Source organism: Devosia sp. P3_B2, assembly GCF_056402875.1.
The window spans coordinates 113,166-134,813 of the sequence record NZ_JBFUGO010000002.1; the positions used below are offsets into that span (position 1 = coordinate 113,166).

General features: G+C 66.0%; 26 protein-coding genes. 14 read left to right on the plus strand and 12 right to left on the minus strand.

What is annotated here, in order from left to right; translation table 11 throughout:
• Positions 1-9: 9 nt before the first annotated feature.
• The 5 genes from AC1DV8_RS03240 to hutF all read right to left on the minus strand — a co-directional run bounded on the left by AC1DV8_RS03240 (position 10) and on the right by hutF (position 4,607).
• Positions 10-783 carry an ABC transporter ATP-binding protein gene (locus tag AC1DV8_RS03240; RefSeq protein WP_477148610.1) on the minus strand — a complete coding sequence of 258 codons (774 nt, stop codon included), beginning with the start codon at positions 781-783 and terminating at the stop codon, positions 10-12.
• Positions 780-1,511 carry an ABC transporter permease gene (locus tag AC1DV8_RS03245; RefSeq protein ID WP_477156463.1) on the minus strand — a complete coding sequence of 244 codons (732 nt, stop codon included), beginning with the start codon at positions 1,509-1,511 and terminating at the stop codon, positions 780-782. Before AC1DV8_RS03245 ends, AC1DV8_RS03240 begins: the two co-directional genes overlap by 4 nt.
• Positions 1,512-1,521: 10 nt before the next feature.
• Positions 1,522-2,244 carry an ABC transporter permease gene (locus AC1DV8_RS03250; protein ID WP_477156464.1) on the minus strand — a complete coding sequence of 241 codons (723 nt, stop codon included), beginning with the start codon at positions 2,242-2,244 and terminating at the stop codon, positions 1,522-1,524.
• A 92-nt stretch (positions 2,245-2,336) separates the two neighbouring features.
• On the minus strand, positions 2,337-3,182 hold the full coding sequence (locus AC1DV8_RS03255) for a transporter substrate-binding domain-containing protein (RefSeq protein ID WP_477156465.1): 846 nt from the start codon (positions 3,180-3,182) through the stop codon (positions 2,337-2,339).
• A gap of 42 nt (positions 3,183-3,224) precedes the next feature.
• Complete coding sequence (gene hutF, locus AC1DV8_RS03260) at positions 3,225-4,607, minus strand: formimidoylglutamate deiminase (RefSeq protein ID WP_477156466.1); 1,383 nt, start codon at positions 4,605-4,607, stop codon at positions 3,225-3,227.
• A 112-nt stretch (positions 4,608-4,719) separates the two neighbouring features.
• Between hutF and hutC the strand changes: the two genes are divergently transcribed.
• From hutC to AC1DV8_RS03275, 3 genes are all read left to right on the plus strand, one after another.
• Positions 4,720-5,532 carry a histidine utilization repressor gene (gene hutC, locus AC1DV8_RS03265; protein ID WP_477156467.1) on the plus strand — a complete coding sequence of 271 codons (813 nt, stop codon included), beginning with the start codon at positions 4,720-4,722 and terminating at the stop codon, positions 5,530-5,532.
• A gap of 73 nt (positions 5,533-5,605) precedes the next feature.
• Complete coding sequence (gene hutU / locus AC1DV8_RS03270; RefSeq protein WP_477156468.1) at positions 5,606-7,279, plus strand: urocanate hydratase; 1,674 nt, start codon at positions 5,606-5,608, stop codon at positions 7,277-7,279.
• Positions 7,279-7,854 carry a HutD/Ves family protein gene (locus AC1DV8_RS03275; protein WP_477156469.1) on the plus strand — a complete coding sequence of 192 codons (576 nt, stop codon included), beginning with the start codon at positions 7,279-7,281 and terminating at the stop codon, positions 7,852-7,854. The genes hutU and AC1DV8_RS03275 overlap by 1 nt, the downstream gene beginning before the upstream one ends.
• A 112-nt stretch (positions 7,855-7,966) precedes the next feature.
• Here the strand turns inward: AC1DV8_RS03275 and AC1DV8_RS03280 are convergent, their stop codons facing one another.
• Positions 7,967-8,782 carry an alpha/beta fold hydrolase gene (locus AC1DV8_RS03280; protein ID WP_477156470.1) on the minus strand — a complete coding sequence of 272 codons (816 nt, stop codon included), beginning with the start codon at positions 8,780-8,782 and terminating at the stop codon, positions 7,967-7,969.
• Positions 8,779-8,955: a hypothetical protein gene (locus tag AC1DV8_RS03285; protein ID WP_477156471.1), complete on the minus strand. Its 177-nt coding sequence runs from the start codon at positions 8,953-8,955 to the stop codon at positions 8,779-8,781. Before AC1DV8_RS03285 ends, AC1DV8_RS03280 begins: the two co-directional genes overlap by 4 nt.
• Before the next feature lie 46 nt (positions 8,956-9,001).
• Between AC1DV8_RS03285 and AC1DV8_RS03290 the strand changes: the two genes are divergently transcribed.
• Genes AC1DV8_RS03290 through AC1DV8_RS03310 form a run of 5 tightly spaced genes read left to right on the plus strand, consistent with a single transcriptional unit; the run spans position 9,002 to position 11,493 of the window.
• Positions 9,002-9,403: a MauE/DoxX family redox-associated membrane protein gene (locus AC1DV8_RS03290; protein WP_477156472.1), complete on the plus strand. Its 402-nt coding sequence runs from the start codon at positions 9,002-9,004 to the stop codon at positions 9,401-9,403.
• A 22-nt stretch (positions 9,404-9,425) separates the two neighbouring features.
• Positions 9,426-10,025 (plus strand): methylamine dehydrogenase accessory protein MauD, encoded by a 600-nt coding sequence (gene mauD / locus AC1DV8_RS03295; protein ID WP_477156473.1) that lies wholly within the window; start codon positions 9,426-9,428, stop codon positions 10,023-10,025.
• Positions 10,026-10,073: 48 nt separating this feature from the next.
• Entirely contained in the window at positions 10,074-10,616 is a 543-nt protein-coding gene (locus AC1DV8_RS03300; RefSeq protein ID WP_477148628.1) for a methylamine dehydrogenase light chain, read from the plus strand.
• Complete coding sequence (locus AC1DV8_RS03305) at positions 10,613-11,053, plus strand: c-type cytochrome (RefSeq protein WP_477156474.1); 441 nt, start codon at positions 10,613-10,615, stop codon at positions 11,051-11,053. The genes AC1DV8_RS03300 and AC1DV8_RS03305 overlap by 4 nt, the downstream gene beginning before the upstream one ends.
• A complete protein-coding gene (locus AC1DV8_RS03310) occupies positions 11,050-11,493 on the plus strand; it encodes a c-type cytochrome (RefSeq protein ID WP_477156475.1) in 444 nt (147 codons plus the stop codon). Before AC1DV8_RS03305 ends, AC1DV8_RS03310 begins: the two co-directional genes overlap by 4 nt.
• Before the next feature lie 48 nt (positions 11,494-11,541).
• On the opposite strand, the gene AC1DV8_RS03315 is transcribed toward AC1DV8_RS03310, so the two are convergent.
• Genes AC1DV8_RS03315 through AC1DV8_RS03325 form a run of 3 tightly spaced genes read right to left on the minus strand, consistent with a single transcriptional unit; the run spans position 11,542 to position 14,142 of the window.
• Positions 11,542-12,510, minus strand: coding sequence for an NAD-dependent epimerase/dehydratase family protein (locus AC1DV8_RS03315; RefSeq protein WP_477148631.1), 969 nt, complete (start codon positions 12,508-12,510; stop codon positions 11,542-11,544).
• Complete coding sequence (locus AC1DV8_RS03320; RefSeq protein WP_477156476.1) at positions 12,507-13,382, minus strand: FkbM family methyltransferase; 876 nt, start codon at positions 13,380-13,382, stop codon at positions 12,507-12,509. Before AC1DV8_RS03320 ends, AC1DV8_RS03315 begins: the two co-directional genes overlap by 4 nt.
• On the minus strand, positions 13,369-14,142 hold the full coding sequence (locus AC1DV8_RS03325; RefSeq protein WP_477148633.1) for a glycosyltransferase family protein: 774 nt from the start codon (positions 14,140-14,142) through the stop codon (positions 13,369-13,371). Before AC1DV8_RS03325 ends, AC1DV8_RS03320 begins: the two co-directional genes overlap by 14 nt.
• A 94-nt stretch (positions 14,143-14,236) precedes the next feature.
• Here AC1DV8_RS03325 and AC1DV8_RS03330 point away from each other — a divergent pair, with 94 nt between their 5' ends.
• The 6 genes from AC1DV8_RS03330 to AC1DV8_RS03355 are packed head-to-tail and all read left to right on the plus strand — an operon-like array spanning position 14,237 to position 19,464.
• Positions 14,237-15,739, plus strand: coding sequence for an alpha-mannosyltransferase (locus tag AC1DV8_RS03330; RefSeq protein WP_477148634.1), 1,503 nt, complete (start codon positions 14,237-14,239; stop codon positions 15,737-15,739).
• Positions 15,736-16,968: a glycosyltransferase gene (locus AC1DV8_RS03335; RefSeq protein WP_477148635.1), complete on the plus strand. Its 1,233-nt coding sequence runs from the start codon at positions 15,736-15,738 to the stop codon at positions 16,966-16,968. Before AC1DV8_RS03330 ends, AC1DV8_RS03335 begins: the two co-directional genes overlap by 4 nt.
• A gap of 25 nt (positions 16,969-16,993) precedes the next feature.
• Positions 16,994-17,290 carry a hypothetical protein gene (locus AC1DV8_RS03340; RefSeq protein ID WP_477148636.1) on the plus strand — a complete coding sequence of 99 codons (297 nt, stop codon included), beginning with the start codon at positions 16,994-16,996 and terminating at the stop codon, positions 17,288-17,290.
• Complete coding sequence (locus AC1DV8_RS03345; protein ID WP_477148637.1) at positions 17,263-18,090, plus strand: hypothetical protein; 828 nt, start codon at positions 17,263-17,265, stop codon at positions 18,088-18,090. The genes AC1DV8_RS03340 and AC1DV8_RS03345 overlap by 28 nt, the downstream gene beginning before the upstream one ends.
• A 59-nt stretch (positions 18,091-18,149) precedes the next feature.
• Entirely contained in the window at positions 18,150-18,329 is a 180-nt protein-coding gene (locus AC1DV8_RS03350) for a hypothetical protein (RefSeq protein WP_477148638.1), read from the plus strand.
• Between the two features lie 37 nt (positions 18,330-18,366).
• Complete coding sequence (locus AC1DV8_RS03355; protein WP_477156477.1) at positions 18,367-19,464, plus strand: glycosyltransferase; 1,098 nt, start codon at positions 18,367-18,369, stop codon at positions 19,462-19,464.
• Here the strand turns inward: AC1DV8_RS03355 and AC1DV8_RS03360 are convergent.
• Together AC1DV8_RS03360 and AC1DV8_RS03365 are read right to left on the minus strand one after the other, a co-directional pair.
• Positions 19,409-20,545, minus strand: a complete 1,137-nt coding sequence (locus tag AC1DV8_RS03360; protein WP_477156478.1) for a nucleotidyltransferase family protein — start codon at positions 20,543-20,545, stop codon at positions 19,409-19,411. The genes AC1DV8_RS03355 and AC1DV8_RS03360 overlap by 56 nt on opposite strands.
• Positions 20,542-21,549, minus strand: a complete 1,008-nt coding sequence (locus AC1DV8_RS03365; RefSeq protein WP_477156479.1) for a glycosyltransferase family 10 fucosyltransferase — start codon at positions 21,547-21,549, stop codon at positions 20,542-20,544. The genes AC1DV8_RS03360 and AC1DV8_RS03365 overlap by 4 nt, the downstream gene beginning before the upstream one ends.
• Positions 21,550-21,648: the final 99 nt, after the last annotated feature.

Genomic DNA, 21,648 nt, shown 5'->3' on the forward strand with positions numbered 1-21,648 from the left:
CGCTTGATCCTAGGCGCCGAGACCGGAGACGAACTGCCGGAAGCGGTCCGACTTCAGCTCGCCGAACAGCTCGTCAGGCGTCCCGTCGGCCTCGACCAGTCCCTGGTGCACGAAGACGACGCGGTTCGAGACGTTGCGGGCAAAGCCCATCTCGTGGGTGACGACCAGCATGGTGCGCCCCTCCTCGGCGAGGGCTCGCAGCACGCGCAGCACTTCGCCCACGAGTTCTGGGTCGAGAGCCGAGGTCGGCTCGTCGAACAGCATCACCTTCGGCTTCATCGCCAGCGCCCGGGCGATGGCGGCGCGCTGCTGCTGGCCGCCGGAAAGGTGCGCCGGATAGTGGTGGCGCTTGTCGGCGATGCCGACCTTTTCGAGCAGGGCCTCTGCTTCCTCGATGCACTCCGCGCGCGGGCGCTTCAGCACATGCACCGGACCTTCGATGAGGTTCTGGAGGATCGTCATGTGGCTCCAGAGATTGAAGTTCTGGAACACCATGCCGAGCTCGGAGCGGATGCGGTCGACCTGCCGGTGGTCGGCCGGCTCCTCGCGGCCGTCGCGGCGCTTGCGCATGATGACCGGCTCTCCGGCGACGGTGATTTCGCCGGAGTCCGGGGTCTCGAGCAGGTTGATGCAGCGCAGGAACGTGCTCTTGCCCGAGCCGCTGGCGCCCAGGATCGAGATCACGTCGCCTTCATGCGCGTCGAGCGAAATCCCCTTCAGCACCTGCAGGCTGCCGAAGGACTTCTGGATGTTCTTCACCGAGAGGGCAGTGGTGGCGGTCATGAGTGCGTCTCCAGTGCGGTCGGGCGGGGTGTGGCAACTTGCTTTGCGGGTCGCAGATGCGGTGACAGCCGGTACTCGAGAAGGGCGAACAGCCGCACGATGATGAAGTTGAGGATCAGGTAGATCGCGGCGGCGCAGAGGAATACTTCCATCGTCCGGTAGGTCTGCGAGATGATGCGCTGGGCGACGCCGGTGACCTCCCAGACGGTGACGAGGCTGGCCAGCGCCGTCGATTTCAGCATCAAGACGATCTCGGTCGAGTAGGCCGGCAGGGCCTGCCGCAGCGCGATCGGCGCAATGATGCGGCGCAGCAGCGTGAGGCCTGACATGCCGGTGGCGCGTCCTGCTTCGATCTCGCGAGCCGGCACCGCCTGCAGGCCGCCACGGAAGATTTCGGCGGTGTAGCCAGCCGTGCAAAGCGCCAGCGAGATGACGGCGCAGGCGAAGGCATCCTTCAGCACCGGCCAGGCAAAGCTGTGGCGCACCTCGGGGAACTGGCTGAGGCCGTAATAGACGAGGAACATCTGGATCATCAGCGGCGAGCCGCGGAAGATGAAGATGTAGCCGGCCGCGAAGCGCTTGAGCACCGGGTTACGGCTCACCCGCATCCATACGACGCCGAGCGCGAGAATGCCGCCCAGGCTGATCGATAGGACGAACAGCCCCAGCGTCGTCGGCAGGGCGGCGAGCAGCTTGCTCAGGGTGTCGGAGAGAAAGGCGATGTCCATCGTGCTCTCCTCAGGCCCGGCCAATGCCGCCGCGGAAGCTTCTGCCCACCCGCTTCTCCGCCGCCCCGAACGCCCGGTCCGAGATGGTGGTGAGGATCAGGTAGAGGCAGCCGCCGACGACGTAGAAGAGGAAATACTGGTGCGTCGATCCGGCGGCGACCTGGCTCGAGCGCATCAGTTCGGCAAGGCCGGTGACCGAGACCAGCGCCGAATCCTTGAGGCTCAACTGCCAGACATTGCCGAGACCGGGGAGCGCGAAGCGCAGCACCTGCGGCACCACGATGCGCCGGAAACGCAGCATGCGGTTCATGCCGATGGCGCGGGCGGCCTCGATCTCACCGCGCGAAACGGCGAGGAAGGCACCGCGATAGACCTCGGCCTGATAGGCGCCCGAGATCACGCCCACCGCCAGCGCACCGGCGAGAAAGGACGGCAACCCGAGGAAGCCCTCGATGCCGAACGCTGCCCCGATCGAGGTGACGGCGCGCGAGCCGCCGAAATAGACGAGATAGATGATGAGCAGTTCCGGCACGCCGCGAAACACCGTCGTGTAGGCGTCGCCAACAAAGCGCGGGATCAAGCCGCGCGACAGCTTCGCCCAGGCAACCAGGGCACCGAACACTGAGCCCAGCGCCAATGCGGCGAGGGTGACGGCGAGGGTGGTCAATGCCCCGATGAGGAGCAGCCCGCCCCAGCCCGTGGGTCCAAATCCAAGCGTGTCGAAAATCGTCATGAAGGACTGCTCCAGCCGTCAAAGACAAGTCGCAGGACACCGGGCGGTGGGGAGGTGTCCGCATCGCGGCGGACACCTCGCAAACGCGCTGATCAGGGTGCGATGTTGACCTTAAACCACTTCTCGCTGAGCGTCTTGACCGTGCCGTCGGCCAGCGCCGCAGTGATCGCGGCGTCGAACAGCGCCTTGAGGTCGGTGTCGGCCTGGCGCAGGCCGAGCCCTTCGCCTTCGCCCCAGATCGGGCCGCCGATTTCCGGGCCGGTGAAGGTGAGGTCGGCATATTCGGGGGCCTCGAACGCAGCCTTGAACACGGTGGCGTCGTCGAAGCCGGCGTCGATGCGGCCCGACGCGAGGTCGAGGTCGCGCTCGGCAGCGGTCTTGTATTCCTTCACCGTCGCGGTGGCGCCGAAGTTGTCATAGATGAACTTGGCGTAGACGGTGGCGGCCTGGATGCCGATGGTCTTGCCTGCAAAGGCGTCGCGGATGGTGTCGACCGTGGCCTTGTCGGCGGCGAGATCGCCGGTCAGCTTCACCGTGGTGCCGGTGCCGGCGAGGTTTTCGAGGCTCGAGCCCTTCACGGTGGCGAAGGTAGCCGGGGTCGCGGCGTAGGGGACCGAGAAGGCGATGACTTGCTTCCGCTCCTCGGTGATCGACAGCGCATCCATGATCACGTCGAACTTGCCGGCATTGAGGCTCTCGATCATGCCGTCCCAGTCGGCAGCGATCAGCTTGCATTCGACCTTCATGCGCGCGCAGAGGTCGGCGGCGAGCTCGGCTTCGAAGCCGCCGATGGTGCCGTCGGGATTGGTGAGGTTCCAGGGGGCATAGGCGCCCTCGAGCGCGATGGTGACGGTGGTCCAGTCCTTGGCTTGCGCGGGGATAGCGGCAAGGCCGGTCAGCGCGAGGGCGCCGGCGAGTATCAGATGTCTTGCGTTCATTCTGCTTCTCCTGTTCGGTCGTCGTTGCATGAGGTCTAGGCGTTAGGCTTTGGAAAGCTTGGCGAGGACGGCGCGAAAATCGCGATCGACCTGCTCGTCCTGTTGGTGGTGCCGGTCGCGGATCTGCCAGGCGCCGGCGACCATGACGTCGCGCACGGCGCGGTCACCGACCGCGAACAGCCAGCGATCGAGGATCTGGTCGTCAATGGCGGCGCCGACATAGGGGTCGGTGTCATCGAGCACGACGAGCGACGCGACCTTGCCCTTGGCGATCTGCCCCAAAGGCTGGCCCAGAGCCTGTCCGCCGCCGGTGCGGGCACTGTCGAAGATCGAGCGGCCCACCGATTGGCCGGGGCCGCTGGCCAGCCGGTTGCGGCGGCGATCGCGCAAGCGCTGCCCGTATTCGAGCAGGCGCAACTCGTCGGCAACGCTGGTCGAAATATGGCTGTCGGTGCCGATGCCATAGCGGCCGCCAGCCGCCACATAGTCGACGCCGGGGAAAACGCCATCGCCCAGATTGGCCTCGGTGGCCGGGCAGAGGCCGACAACGGCGCGAGATTGCGCGATGCGCGCGATCTCCGCCGGCTCGATATGGGTAGCGTGGATCAGGCACCAGCGCTCGTCGACCGGCATCTCGTCGAGCAGCCACTCGACCGGACGGCGCCCGCTCCAGGCGAGGCAATCATCGACTTCCTTGGTCTGCTCGGCGACGTGGATGTGGATCGGGCCGGAGCAGGGCGCCGCCGCGAGAATGGCGCGCATCTCATCGGGCGTCGCGGCACGCAGGGAGTGGAAGGCGTAACCGAGGGTTGCGCCGGCGTCGGCACAACTGGGACCCAGCGATTGCAGCAACGCCAGGAAGCCATCCACATCATGAATGAAGCGGGCCTGGCCGGGATTGGGCGCAGCGCCGCCGAAATTGGCGTGGGCGTAAAACACCGGCAGCAGCGTGAGCCCGATGCCTGCCGTAGACGCGGCGCGAAGGATCGCATTCGACATTTCCGCCGGATCGGCATAGGGCGGGCCGCCGGGGCCGTGATGCAGGTAGTGGAACTCGGCGACGGCGCCGAACCCGCCCTTCAGCATCTCCACATAGAGCTTGGTGGCAATCGCCGCGACATCGTCGGGCGTCAGCGCCCCGACGGTGCGATACATCTCCTCGCGCCAGGTCCAGAAGCTGTCGTCGCCTGTTCCGGCGATCTCGGCAAGGCCGGCCATGGCGCGCTGGAAGGCGTGCGAGTGCAGATTTGGCAGGGCGGGGATAACCGGGCCGGCGGCGACGAAATCACCCGGCAGCGGCGCGGCTTGCGATACAACTGCCTCTATGATTCCGCCGACGCCGATCTCGATCGCGACATTCGACGCCCATCCGTCGGCGAGCAGGGCTCGCTTGGCGTGCAATCGATGGGCGACGGGTTCGGGCATTGCCGGCTTGCCTGTGCTCAGTTGTATAGGGTACCATATGCATATTAAGCCAAGGCGCAAGCCGAAAAGTGAGCGATTGTGCACTTTGTGAATTTGCTGAAGGAATAGGCATATGGACAGGAAGACTGCCATAACCGACCAGACGCCCGTCCATCCCGCTGACCAGCGGGCTGCTGCCCGGCGCGGCAAGGGCGCCAAGGACGCAGCCAACGATCCGGCTCCGCTCTACGCGGGGGTGAAGCAGTTGGTGCTCGATCGGATCCGCAGCGGCGAGTGGCCGCCCAACCATCGCGTGCCGTCCGAGAACGAGCTGGTCGCCGAACTCAAGGTCAGCCGCATGACCGCCAACCGGGCGCTACGCGAACTGGCGAGCGAAGGCGAGCTGGTGCGCATCCAGGGCGTCGGTTCGTTCGTGGCCGAACGCAAGGGCCACACCGGCCTGTTCGAGGTGCGCAATATTGCCGAAGAGATCGCCGAGCGCGGCCACGCCTACTCGGCAAACGTGGTGCTTTTGCAGGCCGACAACGCCTCCCCGGAGGTGGCGGACGCTCTCAACCTGCCGATCGGCGGCCCCGTCTTCCACTCGATCATCGTGCACAGCGAGAATGGCGTACCGGTTCAGATCGAGGATCGCTTCGTCAATCCGGAGGCGGCACCCGAGTATGTGAAGCAGGATTTCACTGCCATCACGCCCAACGTGTACCTCAGCCGGATCGCCCCGCTCAGTGACGCCGAGCACGTGGTCGAGGCGGCCATGCCGCAGCCCTGGGAGTGCCGGCTTCTGGTGATCCAGCCCACCGAGCCCTGCCTGATGATCCGCCGCCGCACCTGGTCGGGCAAGCGACCGGTGGCGATGGCCAGGTTGCTTTATCCCGGCAGCCGCTACCGTCTGGAATCGCACCGACGGCCGGCACCGCACCCGTAATTTTGCCGATTGCCAGATCGCAAATCCTGTCCTAGCTTATACATGCTTGTATAGGCAACATGGATGCGAGACGATGCTCAGCAACACCCGTTATCGTGACACCGAGATCCGTGCCCCGCGCGGCAGCACGCTGTCGGCCAAGAGCTGGCTGACTGAGGCGCCGCTGCGGATGCTGATGAACAATCTCGATCCGGATGTAGCGGAGAATCCCAAGGAACTGGTGGTCTATGGCGGCATCGGCCGCGCCGCCCGCGACTGGGAATCGTTCGACGCGATCGTGGCGACGCTGAAGCGGCTCAACGACGACGAAACGCTGCTGGTGCAATCGGGCAAGCCCGTCGGCGTGTTCCAGACCCATCCCGGCGCGCCGCGCGTGCTGATCGCCAATTCCAACCTCGTGCCACACTGGGCCACCTGGGAAAAGTTCAACGAGCTCGATGCGCAGGGCCTGATGATGTACGGCCAGATGACGGCCGGGTCGTGGATCTACATCGGAAGCCAGGGCATCGTTCAGGGCACGTACGAGACCTTCGTGGAGGCTGGCCGCCAGCACTATGAGGGCAAGCTCGCCGGACGCTGGATTCTCACCGCCGGGCTCGGCGGCATGGGCGGCGCACAGCCGTTGGCAGCGACCCTTGCCGATGCCGTGTCGCTCAATATCGAGTGCCAGCAGCAGAGCATCGATTTCCGCCTCCGCACCCGCTACCTCGACAAGCAGGCGCGCGATCTCGACGACGCGCTGGCGTTGATCGAGCATCACACCAAGCGGGGTGACGCGGTCTCCATCGGGCTCCTCGGCAACGCCGCCGAAATCCTGCCCGAACTGGTCCGCCGTGGTGTTCGTCCTGACCTCGTCACCGACCAGACCTCGGCGCACGATCCGCTCAATGGTTACCTACCGATCGGCTGGAACTGGTCCGAGTACCGCGAGCGCGCCCGCACCGAGCCCGAAGCGGTGACCAAGGCTGCCAAGCGCTCGATGGCCATCCACGTCCAGGCGATGCTGGATTTCCAGAAAATGGGCGTGCCGGTGTTCGACTACGGCAACAACATCCGCCAGATGGCCAAGGAGGAGGGGGTCGCGAACGCCTTCGATTTCCCCGGCTTCGTTCCCGCCTATATCCGCCCGCTGTTCTGCCGCGGCGTTGGGCCGTTCCGCTGGGTGGCGCTGTCGGGCGACCCCGAGGACATCTACAAGACCGATGCGCGGGTCAAAGAGCTGATCCCGGACGACGCGCACCTCCACAAGTGGCTGGACATGGCGCGCGAGCGCATCAGCTTCCAGGGCCTGCCGGCCCGCATCGCCTGGGTCGGGCTCGGCCAGCGTGCGCGTCTCGGGCTCGCCTTCAACGAGATGGTCCGGTCCGGCGCGGTGTCGGCGCCCATCGTTATCGGCCGCGATCACCTCGATTCCGGCTCGGTCGCCAGCCCCAACCGTGAGACCGAGGCGATGATGGACGGCTCGGATGCGGTCTCGGACTGGCCACTGCTCAATGCGTTGCTCAATACCGCGTCGGGCGCCACCTGGGTGTCGCTGCACCACGGTGGCGGCGTCGGCATGGGCTTCTCCCAGCATTCCGGCATGGTCATCGTCTGCGATGGCTCGGATGAAGCGGACCGCCGCATCGCGCGGGTGCTCACCAACGATCCGGGCACCGGGGTGATGCGCCACGCCGACGCGGGCTACCAGATTGCCCAAGATTGCGCCCGCGAGCAGGGCCTCGACCTGCCCATGCTGGCCCGCTGATGCCGGCGCGGGTCCTCGGCCCCGCCGATTACACTGCGATGCCCTGGCGCAACGGCAAGGGCACGACGCTCGAACTAGCCCGCGAAGACGATGCGGATGGCGCGATGCTGTGGCGCCTCTCGTCGGCCGACGTGGTCGAGGCCGGCGCCTTCTCGCTGTTTCCGGGCATCGACCGCATCCTGATGCTCACCGAAGGCGACGGGTTCGACCTCGATTTCGGCCCGCACGGCCGCGTCGCCCCGGTTGAGCCGCTGGTGCCGGTCCACTTCTCCGGCGACTGGACCACGCGGGCCGAAAACGTGCGTGGGCCGTCGCGAGACCTCAACGTGATGGTGGCTCGCGGCCGCGCCGTGGCAAGCGTTGGTGTTCATCGCGACGCCATGCGGACGACCAGCTTGGCTGATTACTGCATGATGTTGGCCCTCGCCGGCACCTTCGCAGTAACGGTTGGCAGCGACGAGTTCATGCTCGCCCCGTCACATCTGTTGCTGGTGCGCGGAGAGAAGGGACGCCGCGCAACGACGAGCGGATCCGGGGTGCTCATGCAAGTCGACATCAACGCGCGGCATTCTTGACGAGGCCTATGCCAGGTGTCCGCTCCTGGCGCAAAGCGGACATCGGATAGGTCATCCCGACTATCTCGGCGAATTCGTCCGGACTGATCGCACGCCGCATTTCCTGATCAGACTACGCCGGACATGCAACATCGAGGAACTGATCGACGAGATCGTGGAAGGCATCACGTGCGTCGCGGCGGATGAAGTGGGTTGCTCCCGGGATCACGGTCACATCCGCGCCAAATGAGCGGATGATCGCGCGGTGGTTCGCGGTGATGCCGATCCGGACTGTGCCGGTGATGATCTTGACCGGCACTCCCGCGCCTGCGAGGTCGTCCAGCAGGGTGGGCCAGGCCCGCGTCGGAATCACGTCACCCTGCTCGACGAGTGCGACGTCCATCTCCTCTTTCGCCTTCGACCACGCCGCAAGCTCATCCCGGGGCCAGCGAGGAAACATCTCCACGGCATGGGCTTGCCGCCCGGCGTCGCCGAGGGCCTGCATGCGTTTCAGCTCCGCGGCGGCGGCCGCCGCCACGTTCCGGTCCTGAAAAGGCGTGACGGGGAGCCTCCAGAAGGGATCCTCGAGAACGACGGCGGCGACCTGCTGGCGCAAAGCGGAGGCGACAGCTGCCGCGGCAGCGCCACCGGCAGAATGTCCGAACAACACCAGCCGATCGTCGCCAGCGGTGAGCAGAACGTCCAGATCGGACAGGATGTCTTCGACGATGACGTCACCGGGATGGCGCCTCAGCAGGTCTTGGGTCCAGCGCGGGGAGGGGCCATGACCGCGCGGATCGATGGCGAGGACGCGGAAGCCGCGGCTGGCCCAGTGCCGGGCGGTGATGCTCAGCGTCTCCGCCGATTCCATGATGCCAGGCACCGCGACGATCGTCCCGCGATAGCGCCCGACGGCCGGCAGGTCCATCACATGGAGGGTGGTGGTCATCTCAAAGCCTCGGGGAAGGCGAGTGGCCGTCCGAGCACGATGCGGTTGAGTTCGCTCGCCACATGCTCGCCCATGCGCCGGATCTCCGTGCCCATGGATCCCGAGATATGCGGGGTGAGGAAGACGTTGGGCAACGTATAGAGCTCGTCGTCGGGCCGCAGGACTTGGCACAAGCTCGGGGCCTTCACCGAGTTCACCGGTTTCGTCGCCGACTACAAGTTGTTCGGCGAACGGCTCGTGCGGCCGGTGTCGATGGGCATCGTGGGGGCGGAGCTCGCGGCTGTCCTGCTGCAACTGGTGCCGGGCGCACAGGCCTCCGGCCTGCTTCTGGCGGCCACGCTGCTGGCGATTTACGCCGGCGCCATGGCCGTGAACATCCGGCGCGGGCGCACCAGCATCGAGTGCGGCTGCGGCGGCGCGGTCCAGCCCCTGTCGTGGACGCTGGTGGGGCGCAACGCCGTCCTGGCGCTGCTTGCCATCGGAGCGGCAATGCTTGGTCCCTACGCGCTCGATGTAGCCGGCGCGATCACAGCCATAGCGTGCGGCATCTCGCTCTGGATCGCCTTCCTGCTCGCCGAGCAGCTTATCGCAAACTCATCCGTGGCTCGGCTCTCGCGCTAACCGTGATCCAGGAATCCAAGACATGAACCTCATCATCTTTGCACTTGCCGCCCTTTTTCTGATGGTCGTCGCTCTGACGGTCGCGCTGCTGGCCCTTGGCCGCCAGGTCGGCATCCTGTTCGAGCGGGTTTCTCCCATGGGCGCTCTGGTCAACGACTCCGGCCCGGAGGTCGGCCAGCAGACGCCGCTGTTCAACCTGCCCAGCCTTACCGGCGGCTCAGTCGCGCTGGGCCCAAAGCCGGGCCGGTCGACGCTCGTCTTCTTCCTCTCCCCGACCTGTCCGGTCTGCAAGAAGCTGCTGCCGATCATCAAATCGGTCCGCAAGGCGGAGGGGAGCTGGCTCGATGTCGTGTTCGCCAGCGACGGCGAGAAGGCGCAGCATCAGCGCTTCATCGAAACCGCCGAACTCTCGAGCTATCCCTACGTGGTGTCCACGGAACTCGGCCTCGCCTATCGCGTGGCACGGCTGCCCTACGCGGTCCTCCTCGACCAGCACGGCACCATTCGCGCCAAGGGCCTGATCAACAGCCGCGAGCAGTTCGACAGCCTCTTCAATGCCTTCGACATGAACGTCGCGTCGATCCAGTCCTACCTGGGCCGGCAGCCGGCAGTTCAGCACTAGCCGCGTGGGACACGCGACCCGAAAGCCCCTTCAAGACGGAGAGCCACAGTGGCCAGCTTTATCGACAATGTAATGGAATGGATGGACACGATGGCGGAGGCTAAAGCGCGTCGCATCGCCAGCGTCGCCGGCCGCCGCAGCTTCCTGCAGAAGGCAGGCTGGGCACTGGTCGGGGGCGCCGTCCTCCCCATGCTTCCCTACGACAATTCGAACGGCGTCGCCTTCGCCCGAGGGTTCGGCGAGCCGGAGGAGCTTCCGACCGACTGCGAATACTGGCGATACTGCTCCCTGCACGGGACGCTTTGCACCCAGTGCGGCGGGTCGGTGACGCAATGCCCGCCTGGTTCGACGCCGTCCAAGGTCGCCTGGGTCGGCACCTGCCGCAACCCCAACGACGGCAAGGATTACCTGGTCTCCTACAACGATTGCTGCGGCAAGGGCGGCAGCTGTGGCGACGGCGGCTGTTCGCGCCAGGAAGGCGATCGGCCCGGCTATCGCATGGGGCTCGCCAGCGAATCCAGCTGGTGCGTGGCCAATGGCGACAAGGGCATCCATTGCACCCTCTCGGTTGTCGTCGGTATCGCCGAATGAGGCTTTCGCCAATTCCAGTCGTGCTGGCGCTGCTCGCAGCGCCAGCCCATGCGGGAGAGGCCGGCGAGTTGCTCTTCAACGACAACTGCAGCGGCTGCCACCAACTCGGCGGCGTGGGGTCGCCGGGCCTCGCGCCACCGCTGGTGGACAGTGAGCTCTGGGGCGCGCTGGGCGGGAAAGCCGCAAGCTACGTCGCTGGCGTTCTAACCGGCGGTCTGTCGGGGACCATTGTCGCCGACGGCAACACCTATACCGGGCTTGCCATGCCGTCGCAGGCGTGGATGTCGGACCAAGATATGTCGGCTGTGGCGGACTATGTCCTCAACGACCTCAACGGTCTGGGCCTCACCATTTCACCTGAGCTCTTTAGGGAAACGCGGGGGGCTCCACTCACGCACGCCGACCTACGATCGCTTCGAAAGGGACTGCTCCCATGACGCGCGCGCTGCTCTTCCTGCTATCGCTCGTCTTCGCTACGGGCGCCGTGGCCGCAGATCGAACGGCCGAGACCAACTATGTGCTGCGCTGCATCGGCTGCCACGTCGCCGATGGCACCGGACTACCCGGCGCGGGAATACCCAACTTCGTCGATCAGGTCGGCGCCTTTGCCGGGCTGCCCGAGGGGAGGGCGTACCTGATGCATGTCCCCGGCGTCATCGGCTCGAGCCTTTCCGATGCCGAGATTGCGGACGTGCTCAACTACATCATGGAAAAGTGGGCGGGTCCTTCTCTGCCCCCGAACTATGTGCCGTTCTCGGCGGGCGAGGTCGCGACGCTTCGCGTGGCCAAGGTCGGGAACGCTGTGAAGTACAGGCGCATCGTTGCCGAACGGCTGGCTGCAGCCGGAATCGAAGTGCCGGAATACCGCTGGCCATAGAGCAGAGACTTGCTCCCGACGCTCGGACGAATTTGCCCGAGCGTGGGCTCAATCGGTGAGCGCAACCTGCTTTTCGACCCACGCATAGGTCATTTTGAGCCCGTCTTGCAGTTTAGCAGTGGGCCGCCAGTGCAGGCGTTCTTCGATCAGGTGGTTGTCGGACGAGCGGCCCCTGACGCCGGTGGGGCCGGCGACGTGGCGTTTGTGAAGCCGCTTGCCGGCGATTGCCGCGACCATATCGACGAGCGTGTCGACACTTACCATCTCGTCGGAGCCGATATTGACCGGGCCGCTGAAGTCCGAGCGCATCAGGCGCAGTGTTCCCTCAAGGCACTCATCGACATAAAGGAACGAGCGGGTCTGCCTGCCGTCGCCCCAGACCTCGATCTCGTCGCCGCTCTGCGCCACGGCGACCTTGCGGCAGATGGCGGCTGGAGCCTTCTCGCGCCCGCCGTTCCACGCGCCTTCTGGGCCGAACACGTTGTGGTAGCGCGCAATCCTCACGGCCATTCCGGAGTTTCGCGCGTGCGCCATGTAGAGCCGCTCGGAGAACAACTTCTCCCATCCGTACTCGCTGTCGGGATCGGCCGGATAGGCCGAGTCTTCGCTGCAATCGGGGTGCGCCGGATCGGTCTGGTTGCGGGCCGGGTAGATGCAGGCCGATGAAGAATAGAACAGGCGCTTGACGCCCTGCCGCGCGCTACACTCAGCCACGTTCAGGTTGATCGCCATGGAGTTGCGCATGATCTGCGCGTCGTTGTCGCCGGAAAAGATGTAGCCGGCCCCGCCCATGTCGGCGGCCAGCTGGTACACTTCATCGTAGGGTTGGTCGATGACCGCCGCGCAGGCCTGCGGGTCGCGAAGGTCCGCGATGGTGAAGCGATCGGCGGCCGAAGCAGAGAACTCCGGGTGTTTCAGGTCCACCCCGTGGACCCGGCAGCCTTCGGCGCTGAGCCGGCGAACCAGGTGCGTGCCGATGAACCCTCCGGCACCAAGGACCAATACATGTCTGGTCATGCTTGCTGAAATCCTGTTCCACTAAAAATCGACGCCATCAGCCCGTCGATGCGTCGGTAGGCGACAACATCGCCGTCTGCCCCTGGGCGCCGAGCATCCTCGGCAACGAGTATCTCTACCACCCGCTCCCAGCTCATCGGGATGATCCGCGGGCTGACGCGGTCGATGCGCGCCGCCAGGAAGCCCAGCTCGTCGAGCAAGCTGGTGAGCTCCCACGCCGTTCGTCCGCCCACCGCGAGTGCGGAAGGCGAGATTTCGCACAGCAGCACGATCTCGTGCGGATGGCTCTCGAGCAGCGTGCGAGCGCCAGCAAGAACGTCGATCTCGCTACCCTGTACGTCGATCTTGATGATGAGGGGACGCTCGCGGCTCAATCCGGAATAATCGTCGAGGCGTCCCAGCTTCACTGTTGCCGAACCCCGCCGTGTTGCGAGGGGCAAAAGGCTGTTGTCGCCGCGGTTGAGCGCGTTGAGATGAAGTGTTGCCGTGCCGGTGTGGTCCGACAGCGCCAGCTCGCTGACAGTGACATTGTCGAGCCGGTTCACCGCGACATTGGCCCTGAGCTTGACGAGATGGGCGGGATCGGGCTCGAAGCTGTGGACGTGCCCGCGGCCAGCCAGCGCGTGCGCCGCGACCAGCGTGTACCAGCCGATATTGGCCCCGACATCGATGAAGTCCGCTGCGTTGCGCAGCAGTTGCAGCACGATGGCCGTGCTGCTGCCCTCCCAACTGCCCCAGTCCTCGATGGCGGTAGAGACGAAGATATCGGCCCTTCCATGCGTCTCCATGCGGAAGCGCGGCAGGCCGATAAGGTCGATGTTCACCAGCCGAGCCTGCCCCCGCAGCCTGCGGATGAGATTACTCATCGGCATGGATGATCTCGAGGTCCGGCAGGCCCCAGCATTGGATGCCCATGTCAGCCGCCATGACGCCAAGGCCCTCGGTCTCGATCTCTCCCTTGCCCCATACCGGATGGCGCGGGCGAACATGCGCGCTCTCGACGCCATAGGGGTAAGGCGGGAATACCAGCCCGTCCCGGTGGAGGTCCGCGCGGACCAGCAGCATCGTGCCGCCGACAGCATCGAGCCGCATGGCGCCGCTGCCTCTCCGATCCGACAGCGTCGTCGCGCCGCCGTTGGTCCAGTTGTTGGCGTCGAAGGTCTTGCCGCCGGGCCGCTTGACGCAATTGGGCACAACGATATCGAACCCGGTCGCCAGCAGCCGCCGCAGCACGTCGGCTGGATAGTCGATGACGTCGACATCGATCCACAGCACCCAGTCCTCGTCGTCGAGTGCGCGGAAGAGCAGGTGGTTGCGGGCCCGTGCCAGCACCGCCCGCCGCATCAGCTGAAAAGCGGGGGCCCAGCGCGGCACGCCAGCCGGAATCGAAAAGCCGAAATCGCGATGGAACAGCTGCGCTCGCCGAGTCCGGCTGCTTAGCCGTGGCAGCAGCGCCTCGGCGACCTCATGGGTATCGTCCGTGCTGTCCCCTTCGAGCAACGCGACTGACAGCTGCTCGCGCGGCCAGTCCAGTTGCTCGATCAGTTCGACATAGCGGGGCAGGTGACGCGCCGCGCTCTTCATCGGGGTCAGGATCAGGATGTTGGGATCTGGCACTTGCGTCGTCGACATGGTTGCTCCGGGCGGCGCGATCAAATCTAATGAGCGCACAAGGCGCAAGCTGCGATCGGTCGGTGGCCGTCGTGGCATCCATCAGGGTCGATCGATGAACCAGGCAGAGGCTGCAGCCGAACGTGTCCGGCAGCTGGCCACCCAGATCCGAACTGCGGCGCGCGATCAGCCGCCCCTCGAAGGCACCGGACGCGGGCTCGTCGTTGTGGCCGGCGGCGCGCGGATCTTCACCAATGCCTATGTGCTGCTGAATGTGCTTCGGCATACGCTGGGGTCATCGATCCCGGTGGAGCTCTGGTACTTCGGCCAGGCCGAGATTTCTCCGGCCATGGCGGCCCTGGTGCAGCCTCTTGATGTCCGGCTGGTCGATGCAGTGCCGCTCATCGCAGCGACGGGCGCAAACATCCAGGACGGCTGGCAGCTCAAGTCGTTCGCCCTTCTGCACAGCCGCTTTGCCGAGGTGCTGTTGCTCGATGCAGATCAAGTCCCGGTCAGCGATCCGGCCGCCTGTTTCGATTGGCCGCAATATGCGCAGACCGGTGCGGTGTTCTGGCCCGACATCGTCGATCTGCGCAAAGACAACGGCATCTGGCCGCTGCTCGGGCTCGAGCCACGACGCGCTGTCTCGTTCGAGAGCGGTCAGCTTCTCGTCGATCGCCGCCGCCACGCCGCAGGGCTCGCCGCCGCCGTGAGGTTGAACGAGGCGGCCGAGGACATCTATCAGCTGATTTACGGTGACAAGGACACATACCTGTTGGCATGGCAGATGCTGGGCGCGCCGTACGCGCTCGTGCCCTACCGGCCTTATGTCGACGAGTTCATGCTCGTGCAGCGCGACTTCGAGGGCAACGCCCTGTTCCAACACCGCACCAACGCCAAGTGGCAGTATGGGGCGGAGCAGCGGGAACTGTTCGGCTTCCAGCACCAGACGGCCTGTCTTGCCGCCCTCGCGGAGCTCGAACGCCGCTGGAGCGGCCACGTCTTCACCCCGCCCGATCGCAGCCTTGAGGCGCGGGAGATCGAGCAACAACTGATCGCGCAGGGACCGTACGTGTTCGAAGCAGGCGACGAGCCGGCCTTCTCCATCAAGTTCGAGCCACAGGCCGAAATCGGCCAAGGGCGGGCCGCCGACCGCCGCCACTGGTGGGTCGAGGCGACTGGCAACAAGGTGCGGCTGATCCTCTCCGGGGGCGACCAGCAGAGTTACGTGCTGGAGCGCGGCACCGACAACCTTTGGAGAGGCAGGCGACATAGATTGCCGACGGTCAGCGTCAGCCTCGTTCCTGGAGGACGCGGCCAGTCCGTGTCGAGCCCGGACCACTCCGGGCTCGTCGACGACCTGCTGCGGGCGGGCGGGGCCTTCGGAGGGCACGGCGACCCGCAGCCGCGGCTGGCTGATGCACTGAGATTGTTGTCAGAAGTCGTCCCTGGCGTGCGGGATCGCCTCCAGCATCTGGCCCAAACCCAGCCGGACCAGGGCGTCGGCGAGCGGCTGCGCGCCCTGGCCGACGGCCTGGGGCAACCGCTAACGCACCGCGACGTCGATCGCAGCCTGAAATTCGAGGTCGGTTACATCCGCGCCGAGATTCCCGGATGAACGATCGGCCACGGGCGCTGCACGTCGCGCCGATCATGCCGGCTCGCTCTGGCAATGGCCTCGCCATGCGGCAGGGCATGTTCCTTGAGGCATTGAGCCGGGTGTTCGACACGCACCTGGTGGTTCTCCCCATCGCCGGAGGATCCCAGAACCCGCGAACGCTGCCCGATGAACTCGGCGTGCAGACGACACACATCCCAGTGGCGGGGAGGCAGGACACCCACTTTTCGCTTCTGGTGCGACTGACCGATCCGGCGGCTCGCGTTGCGGCGTTTCGGTCGTACGGCCGTAGCTCGCTGGCCGCCCACCTCTCCGTGCCGGTGCTGACCGAGCTTCGGGCTGTTGTGGGGCAGGGGACATACGACCTGGTCCATGTCGGCCGCTCCTATCTCGCCGACGCGCTCTCGGTTGCATCGGGAACCCGCACGACGATGGACCTCGATGAGGACGAGTGGACCTCCTACCAGGAGGTCGGGGCGACGCTGCGCGATAGTGATCCGGCCGGCGCCACGTGGGCAGAGGCCGAGGCCACGGCAATGTCTGCGTTGATCGACCGCTCGGCGTCCGGTGTCATCCGGCACTTCATTTCAAGCGAGCGCGACGCGGAATGGATTGGCCGGCGGCATCCCGGTCTGGCGCTGGAAATCATCGAGAATGCGGTAGTCCTCCCAGGCAAGTATGACCGCAGCGACGACGGCGGGACGCTGCTGTTCCTCGGCGCGTTCGGCTACTCACCCAATGTCGATGCAGCGCGCTGGCTGGTGCACGACATTTGGCCGATCGTGCAGAGGCGGGCCAAGCGACCCGTTCGGCTAGTGCTCGTCGGCCGCGACCCCGACCGTGTGGACGATCTCGGAACGCATCCCGGCGTCGAGCTGCGCGGCGACGTCCCCGACGTTGCCGATGCATATGCCGCTGCAACGCTTTTCGTTGCTCCGCTGCGCGCCGGGGCAGGGACCCGGATGAAGCTCCTGGAAGCTGCAGCGCATCGGGTCCCGATCGTCACCACCAGCCTTGGGGCCCGTGGCTTGCCCCTCGTCGCCGGCCGCGACGTGCTCGTCGCAGACGAAGCCGATGACTTTGCCGTGGCCATTCTGGATGCGCTGCAGAACCGCGAGGCGAGCGCCGCACGGGCCGGGGCCGCGCACGAGATCGTCCGCGCAAGCTACGACCGGGCGCAAGCCGTCGAGCGCCTCGCTTGCCGACTGCGCGACATTGCCGCTACATGACTGCCGGCCTAAGGAGACCGATGCGATGACCGAAATCACCCCAGATACGAAGTTCCACACCGTTGACGGCGTTGAGCTCAATCGCGTTCCCGACGGTGCCATGGTCTATCAGAATGACCGCGAGCGGGTGCACTTCCTCAATCCCACAGCTCTCGTCGTCTATGAACTGTGCGGCCTCAGCAAGACCGCCGGCGAGATCGAGATTTTCCTCGCCGATGCCTTTGGCCTCGGCGCCTCGCCCACGGAGGCGGTCCGCGAGTGCCTCGCATCGCTGCTCGATGAAGGACTCGTCGTTTGCGCCCCGTCATCTGCCGCACCCTGAGACGCGAGTACCGTCTCCATCCCCCCACCGCCGAGATCGGCGCGTTGCTGGCTTTCGTTGGAGCCGAGCCTGCGCTGCCGGGGCTGTCGCTCGAGCCCGTCGATGTTCCGATCCACTTTCGGGACGGCTTCCTCGTCGCTTCAGTGCCGGGTGAGGAGAGCATCGAAGGCACACCCAATCACCTGATCGGCGCCATGCACCGGGTGGTGCTGACGGACCTCGTCGAGGGCGATCCCGATACCCCTTTCGTCCACGGCGCAACGGTCGTGGTCGAGGGGCGGCGAGTGCTGATGGTCGGTCACAAGGGCTGCGGCAAGAGCACGTTCTCGCTGCACCTCGCGATGGCCGGACACGACGTTGAGGGCGACGAGCACCTGATGATCCGGGAGAGCGAAGTGATCGCCCGGCCTCGCACGCTGCGCGTGAAAGAGGGGAGCCTGCAACTCGTCGCCGGCCTTCCCGACGCGATACTCGAGGCGCCATCGATCCTCAACTGGGACGGCACAGCGATCCGCTCGGTCAGTCCGGCGGTGGGCGGCAGGCCATGGGTGATTCGCGCCGGACACCTCGACGCGATCGTCTTTCTCGTTGCCAACCATGGCGGCCGCTCGGCCGCGCGGCGGATCGCCGGCAACGAAGCCTTCGGCCGCCTGATGGGCGAGATCATGCTCCCGCGCGCTGGCGTTGCCGCCGCTACTGGCCGTTTGCGCCGCCTCGCGCTCGAGGTGCCGGCGTACCAACTGTTGCTCGGAGACCTCGATACTGCGGAATGGCACCTGCGCAAGATCGCAGCCAGTTGACGTAATCGACGTTACGCGCCAACATTTCGTCGTTGAGGGATCATTTTTAGGGGATTGCTTTGTCCGAAAAGAATGAACATGAGCGGCTCGAACAGGCGCTCGAAACTGTTGACCAGGGCCGCCGCGCCGCGCTGCGCAAGCTGGTAACCACCTCGGCCTTCGCGGCCCCGGTGGTGGTGTCTTTTGCTATTGGCGGTCTCACCGTCAGCCCGGCACTGGCCGCTGGCAACGCTTCTTGAATCTGGCGCTGGTGCTGGTCCCCGGATCAGCGCCTGCATGATCGTCAAGAACGAGCAGCCGTTTCTTGACGGCTGCTTGTCGTCGTTGCAAGGCCTCGTGGACGAGGTCGTCGTCGTCGATACGGGCTCCACCGATGCCTCCATTGATATCGCGCGACGGCACGACGCCCGTGTGATCGAGTATGCATGGCACGATGATTTTGCAGCGGCTCGTAATGTTGGCCTGGCGGCTGCCTCGTGTGAGTGGCTGCTCTACATCGATGCCGATGAGCGGCTGGTAGGAACAACGCGCGAGGACCTGCGCGAGGGCCTTTCCTCGCCCGATGTCTTTTGCGCTCGCCTCGTCTTCCGAGTGGCCAGCAACCGGACGCTGTTCCGCGAGTATCGGCTGTTCCGGAATGATCCGCGGCTGCGCTTCAAGGGCGCCATGCACGAGACGATCCGCCCTGATCTCGACGTCTTGCAGCGAGACATCGGCGCCCGCGTGATCGACGTGCCGGCAAAGCTCGTCCACCTGGGTTATGACGGCGATATGACCCGGAAGTACCTGCGCAACCTGCCACTGCTGCGGGCAGCCGTCCTCCGCGATCCGGACCGCGTTTACTACTGGAACGACCTCGCACACACCCTCGCCGGGCTCGGTGAGACAGACGAGGCGATCGCCGTCTCGGGGGAAGGCGTGGCGCGCGCCGTGCCTGCCGATCGATCGAGCCGCATCCTCCGCAGCATGCTGATTCACACCCACGCCCGCCTCCGCGCGCAACGCGGCGAGGATGTGCGCGAGTTGATCGAGACCGGGCTTCAACTCTACCCCGCCAACTGGAGTCTTCGCTTCCTTCGCGCGCACGCCCAGATCGACGCCGGCGCGCCCGATGCCGCACTGGCCGATCTGGAAGCGCTCGTCGCCCAGGATGCGGAGAGCCTCTGTGACGACCTTCTGGCGCATGACCGGCGGATCTTTGGCTGCTACGCCCACGACCTCATGGGGCTTGCGCTCCTGCGCATGGGGGATCGGACCGGCGCCGCCGCGGCATTCGCCCGCGCCGCCGCCGCTGCACCCGATGTGCTCGAGTACCGCGTCAAGGCGTTGGCGCTTGGCGGCGCATCGGTCGAGGCAGGATCATCGGCCGCTTGACGAAGGTCAGCGGCATCGCGAGCCACCAGTACATCCGTCGCAGGGTACTTTCGCCGCCCTGGGCTCGCCGCATGCGCTCCGGGTGTCTGGCCGCACGCAGTTCCGGACCGATGCCCGTCTCACCCTCGGCTGTGCGCATGTTGTCCCACCACTGCATGGCGTCCTCGGCCAGCCGCAGCGGCGCCACAACGGGCATGCCGAACAAGTCGACCGCCGCCGCAACCCAGAGCTCGAGGATCGCCAGCAGCCGCGGATGGCGCGCCGCTCGCGCGACCAGTGCGTCACGTTCGTCCGCACCCAACTCCATCACCTCGGCGGCGAACTCGTAGAGGCCCTTGGGCTCGATCAGCGCCCGCTTCACCGCGCGGTGCCCGACATGGTGGTGCACCATGCCGTGCAGCACGCTGAGGTGGGGCGGCAATACCGCGACACCAGTCGGGGAGGCGATCGCGGCGGCGATCAGCTCTGCGGTGGGCAGGAACTGCTCTACCCGCGACGGGCCGCCGCGACGGTGGATTTCGATCCAGCCGGGCAGGTCGTCACGATAGAGCTCATGCAGGTGGTGATGGACGAGCCGAGGGCGGGGCTTGCCGTCCGGCCGATACCCCAGCGACAGTACGATTGCCTGTGCCTCGACTGCCTGGTGCGGCGCAACGAGCAGGTCCATGTCGCGCAAGTGCCGCCAGTCCGGGTGTCCGGTGACGATCGAGCGGCCTCCCTTTAGCGCGATTGGCACGATCCCTGCGCGACTGAGGGCCGTTGTGATCTCCGCGAGGCGCTCCCTGAGCACCAGCCGACGGGCGACATGGTCAGCCTCGCGCTGCGCCAGGGCCTTGGTGACCGTCATCCGTCCATCCGGCAACGTCAGCGGCGGCACCGCCGGGGCGAGCCCCTGCCGCGCCACCGCGCGCACCAGCACCGACCCCAGGCGCTGCTCGTCGGCGTAAGCAAGCAAGCGGTCCCACCCGATCACGTCGATACGCACCTTGAGCTCATCGGCGCGCGCCGCATCGGCATCGAACCTGATGCAGGCGCAAAGCAGGGTGTGCGCCGCGTCGCGGCTGGCCGGATCTGCCGTCACTGGAACTGCACCTTCGTCGTTGGCTTGCCGGTCAACCGCCGAGCCAGCCGCGTGCTGCGCGCAGACAACGCAGCCCTGAGCCCGAAGGGAAGGCTCGGCCGGCCCCGCCTGTGATTGGCCCGTGCCTCGCGGACCAGTTCGAGAAGCCGGACCCAATAGGGCGTCGCCGTCGCCTCCAGCTTCTCGCGCATCCACACCGGCAGCGGCTTGCTACGCCAGGCGAAGTAGGCCTCGTACTCGTCCGGGCTGTTCATCAGATGTCGCAGGTACTCCGCGAGGCCCTTAGTTCCGCCATAGGCCTCGGCGTCGATATACGAGTGCTCAGGCGCGAACTCGGCCGCGTTCGGGGCCCCCCGGTAGACCGGCACGGTACCCACCATCAGCGGATCGAACAGCTTCTCGGTGACGTAATCGATGCCGATCGAGTTCTCTAGCGACAGGCAGAAGCGGTAGCGCGCGATGGTGTCGAGCTTGCTCTGCCGGCCCTTGTCCTCGCCGAGCTCGCGGTTGCGATAGACCCGTCCGTAGGAGTCGACGGGAATCTGCCGCATCAGGGCGCGCGAAAAGGCGTTGCGGCCGCACCCGTCGATGATCGCCGTCTGGAACATGACGAGCGGGGCAGCCTCGGCCTTCTCGGGCTGCGTCAAGCCAAGGGCCGCGTTCCATCGCGCGAGGCCCGGCAGGTACGACGACCAGACGTCAGCCGTACGCTCGTAGGTGACCGTCAGGTCGAAATGGCTGAGGAACGCAGGGTCGGCCATGCGCGGGTAGTTGATGGCGCTTTCCATCGACCACAGCACCCACATTTGTCCGGGATATTTCGGCGTGTCGTGTAACTGGCTAGGCCTCCAGTCGGGGATGTGAAACACCACCGCGTCGGCTTCCGCAATCCGGGCTGCATCGGTGGTGAAATGTCCGCGTAGCCCCGCCGGCACGCCCTCGAGCGGCACCGGCCCCCGGAAATAGGGCGTGCGAAACAACACTAGCGGGCTTGAATCCGTCAAAATGCGCGCCTGTCACCGTTCCTCCGATCCGTAGCCGCCACCACGGGAGCTAGGCAAGGGCGACGATGGCCTATGGCTCAAAGCAGTCGCCCACGAGAG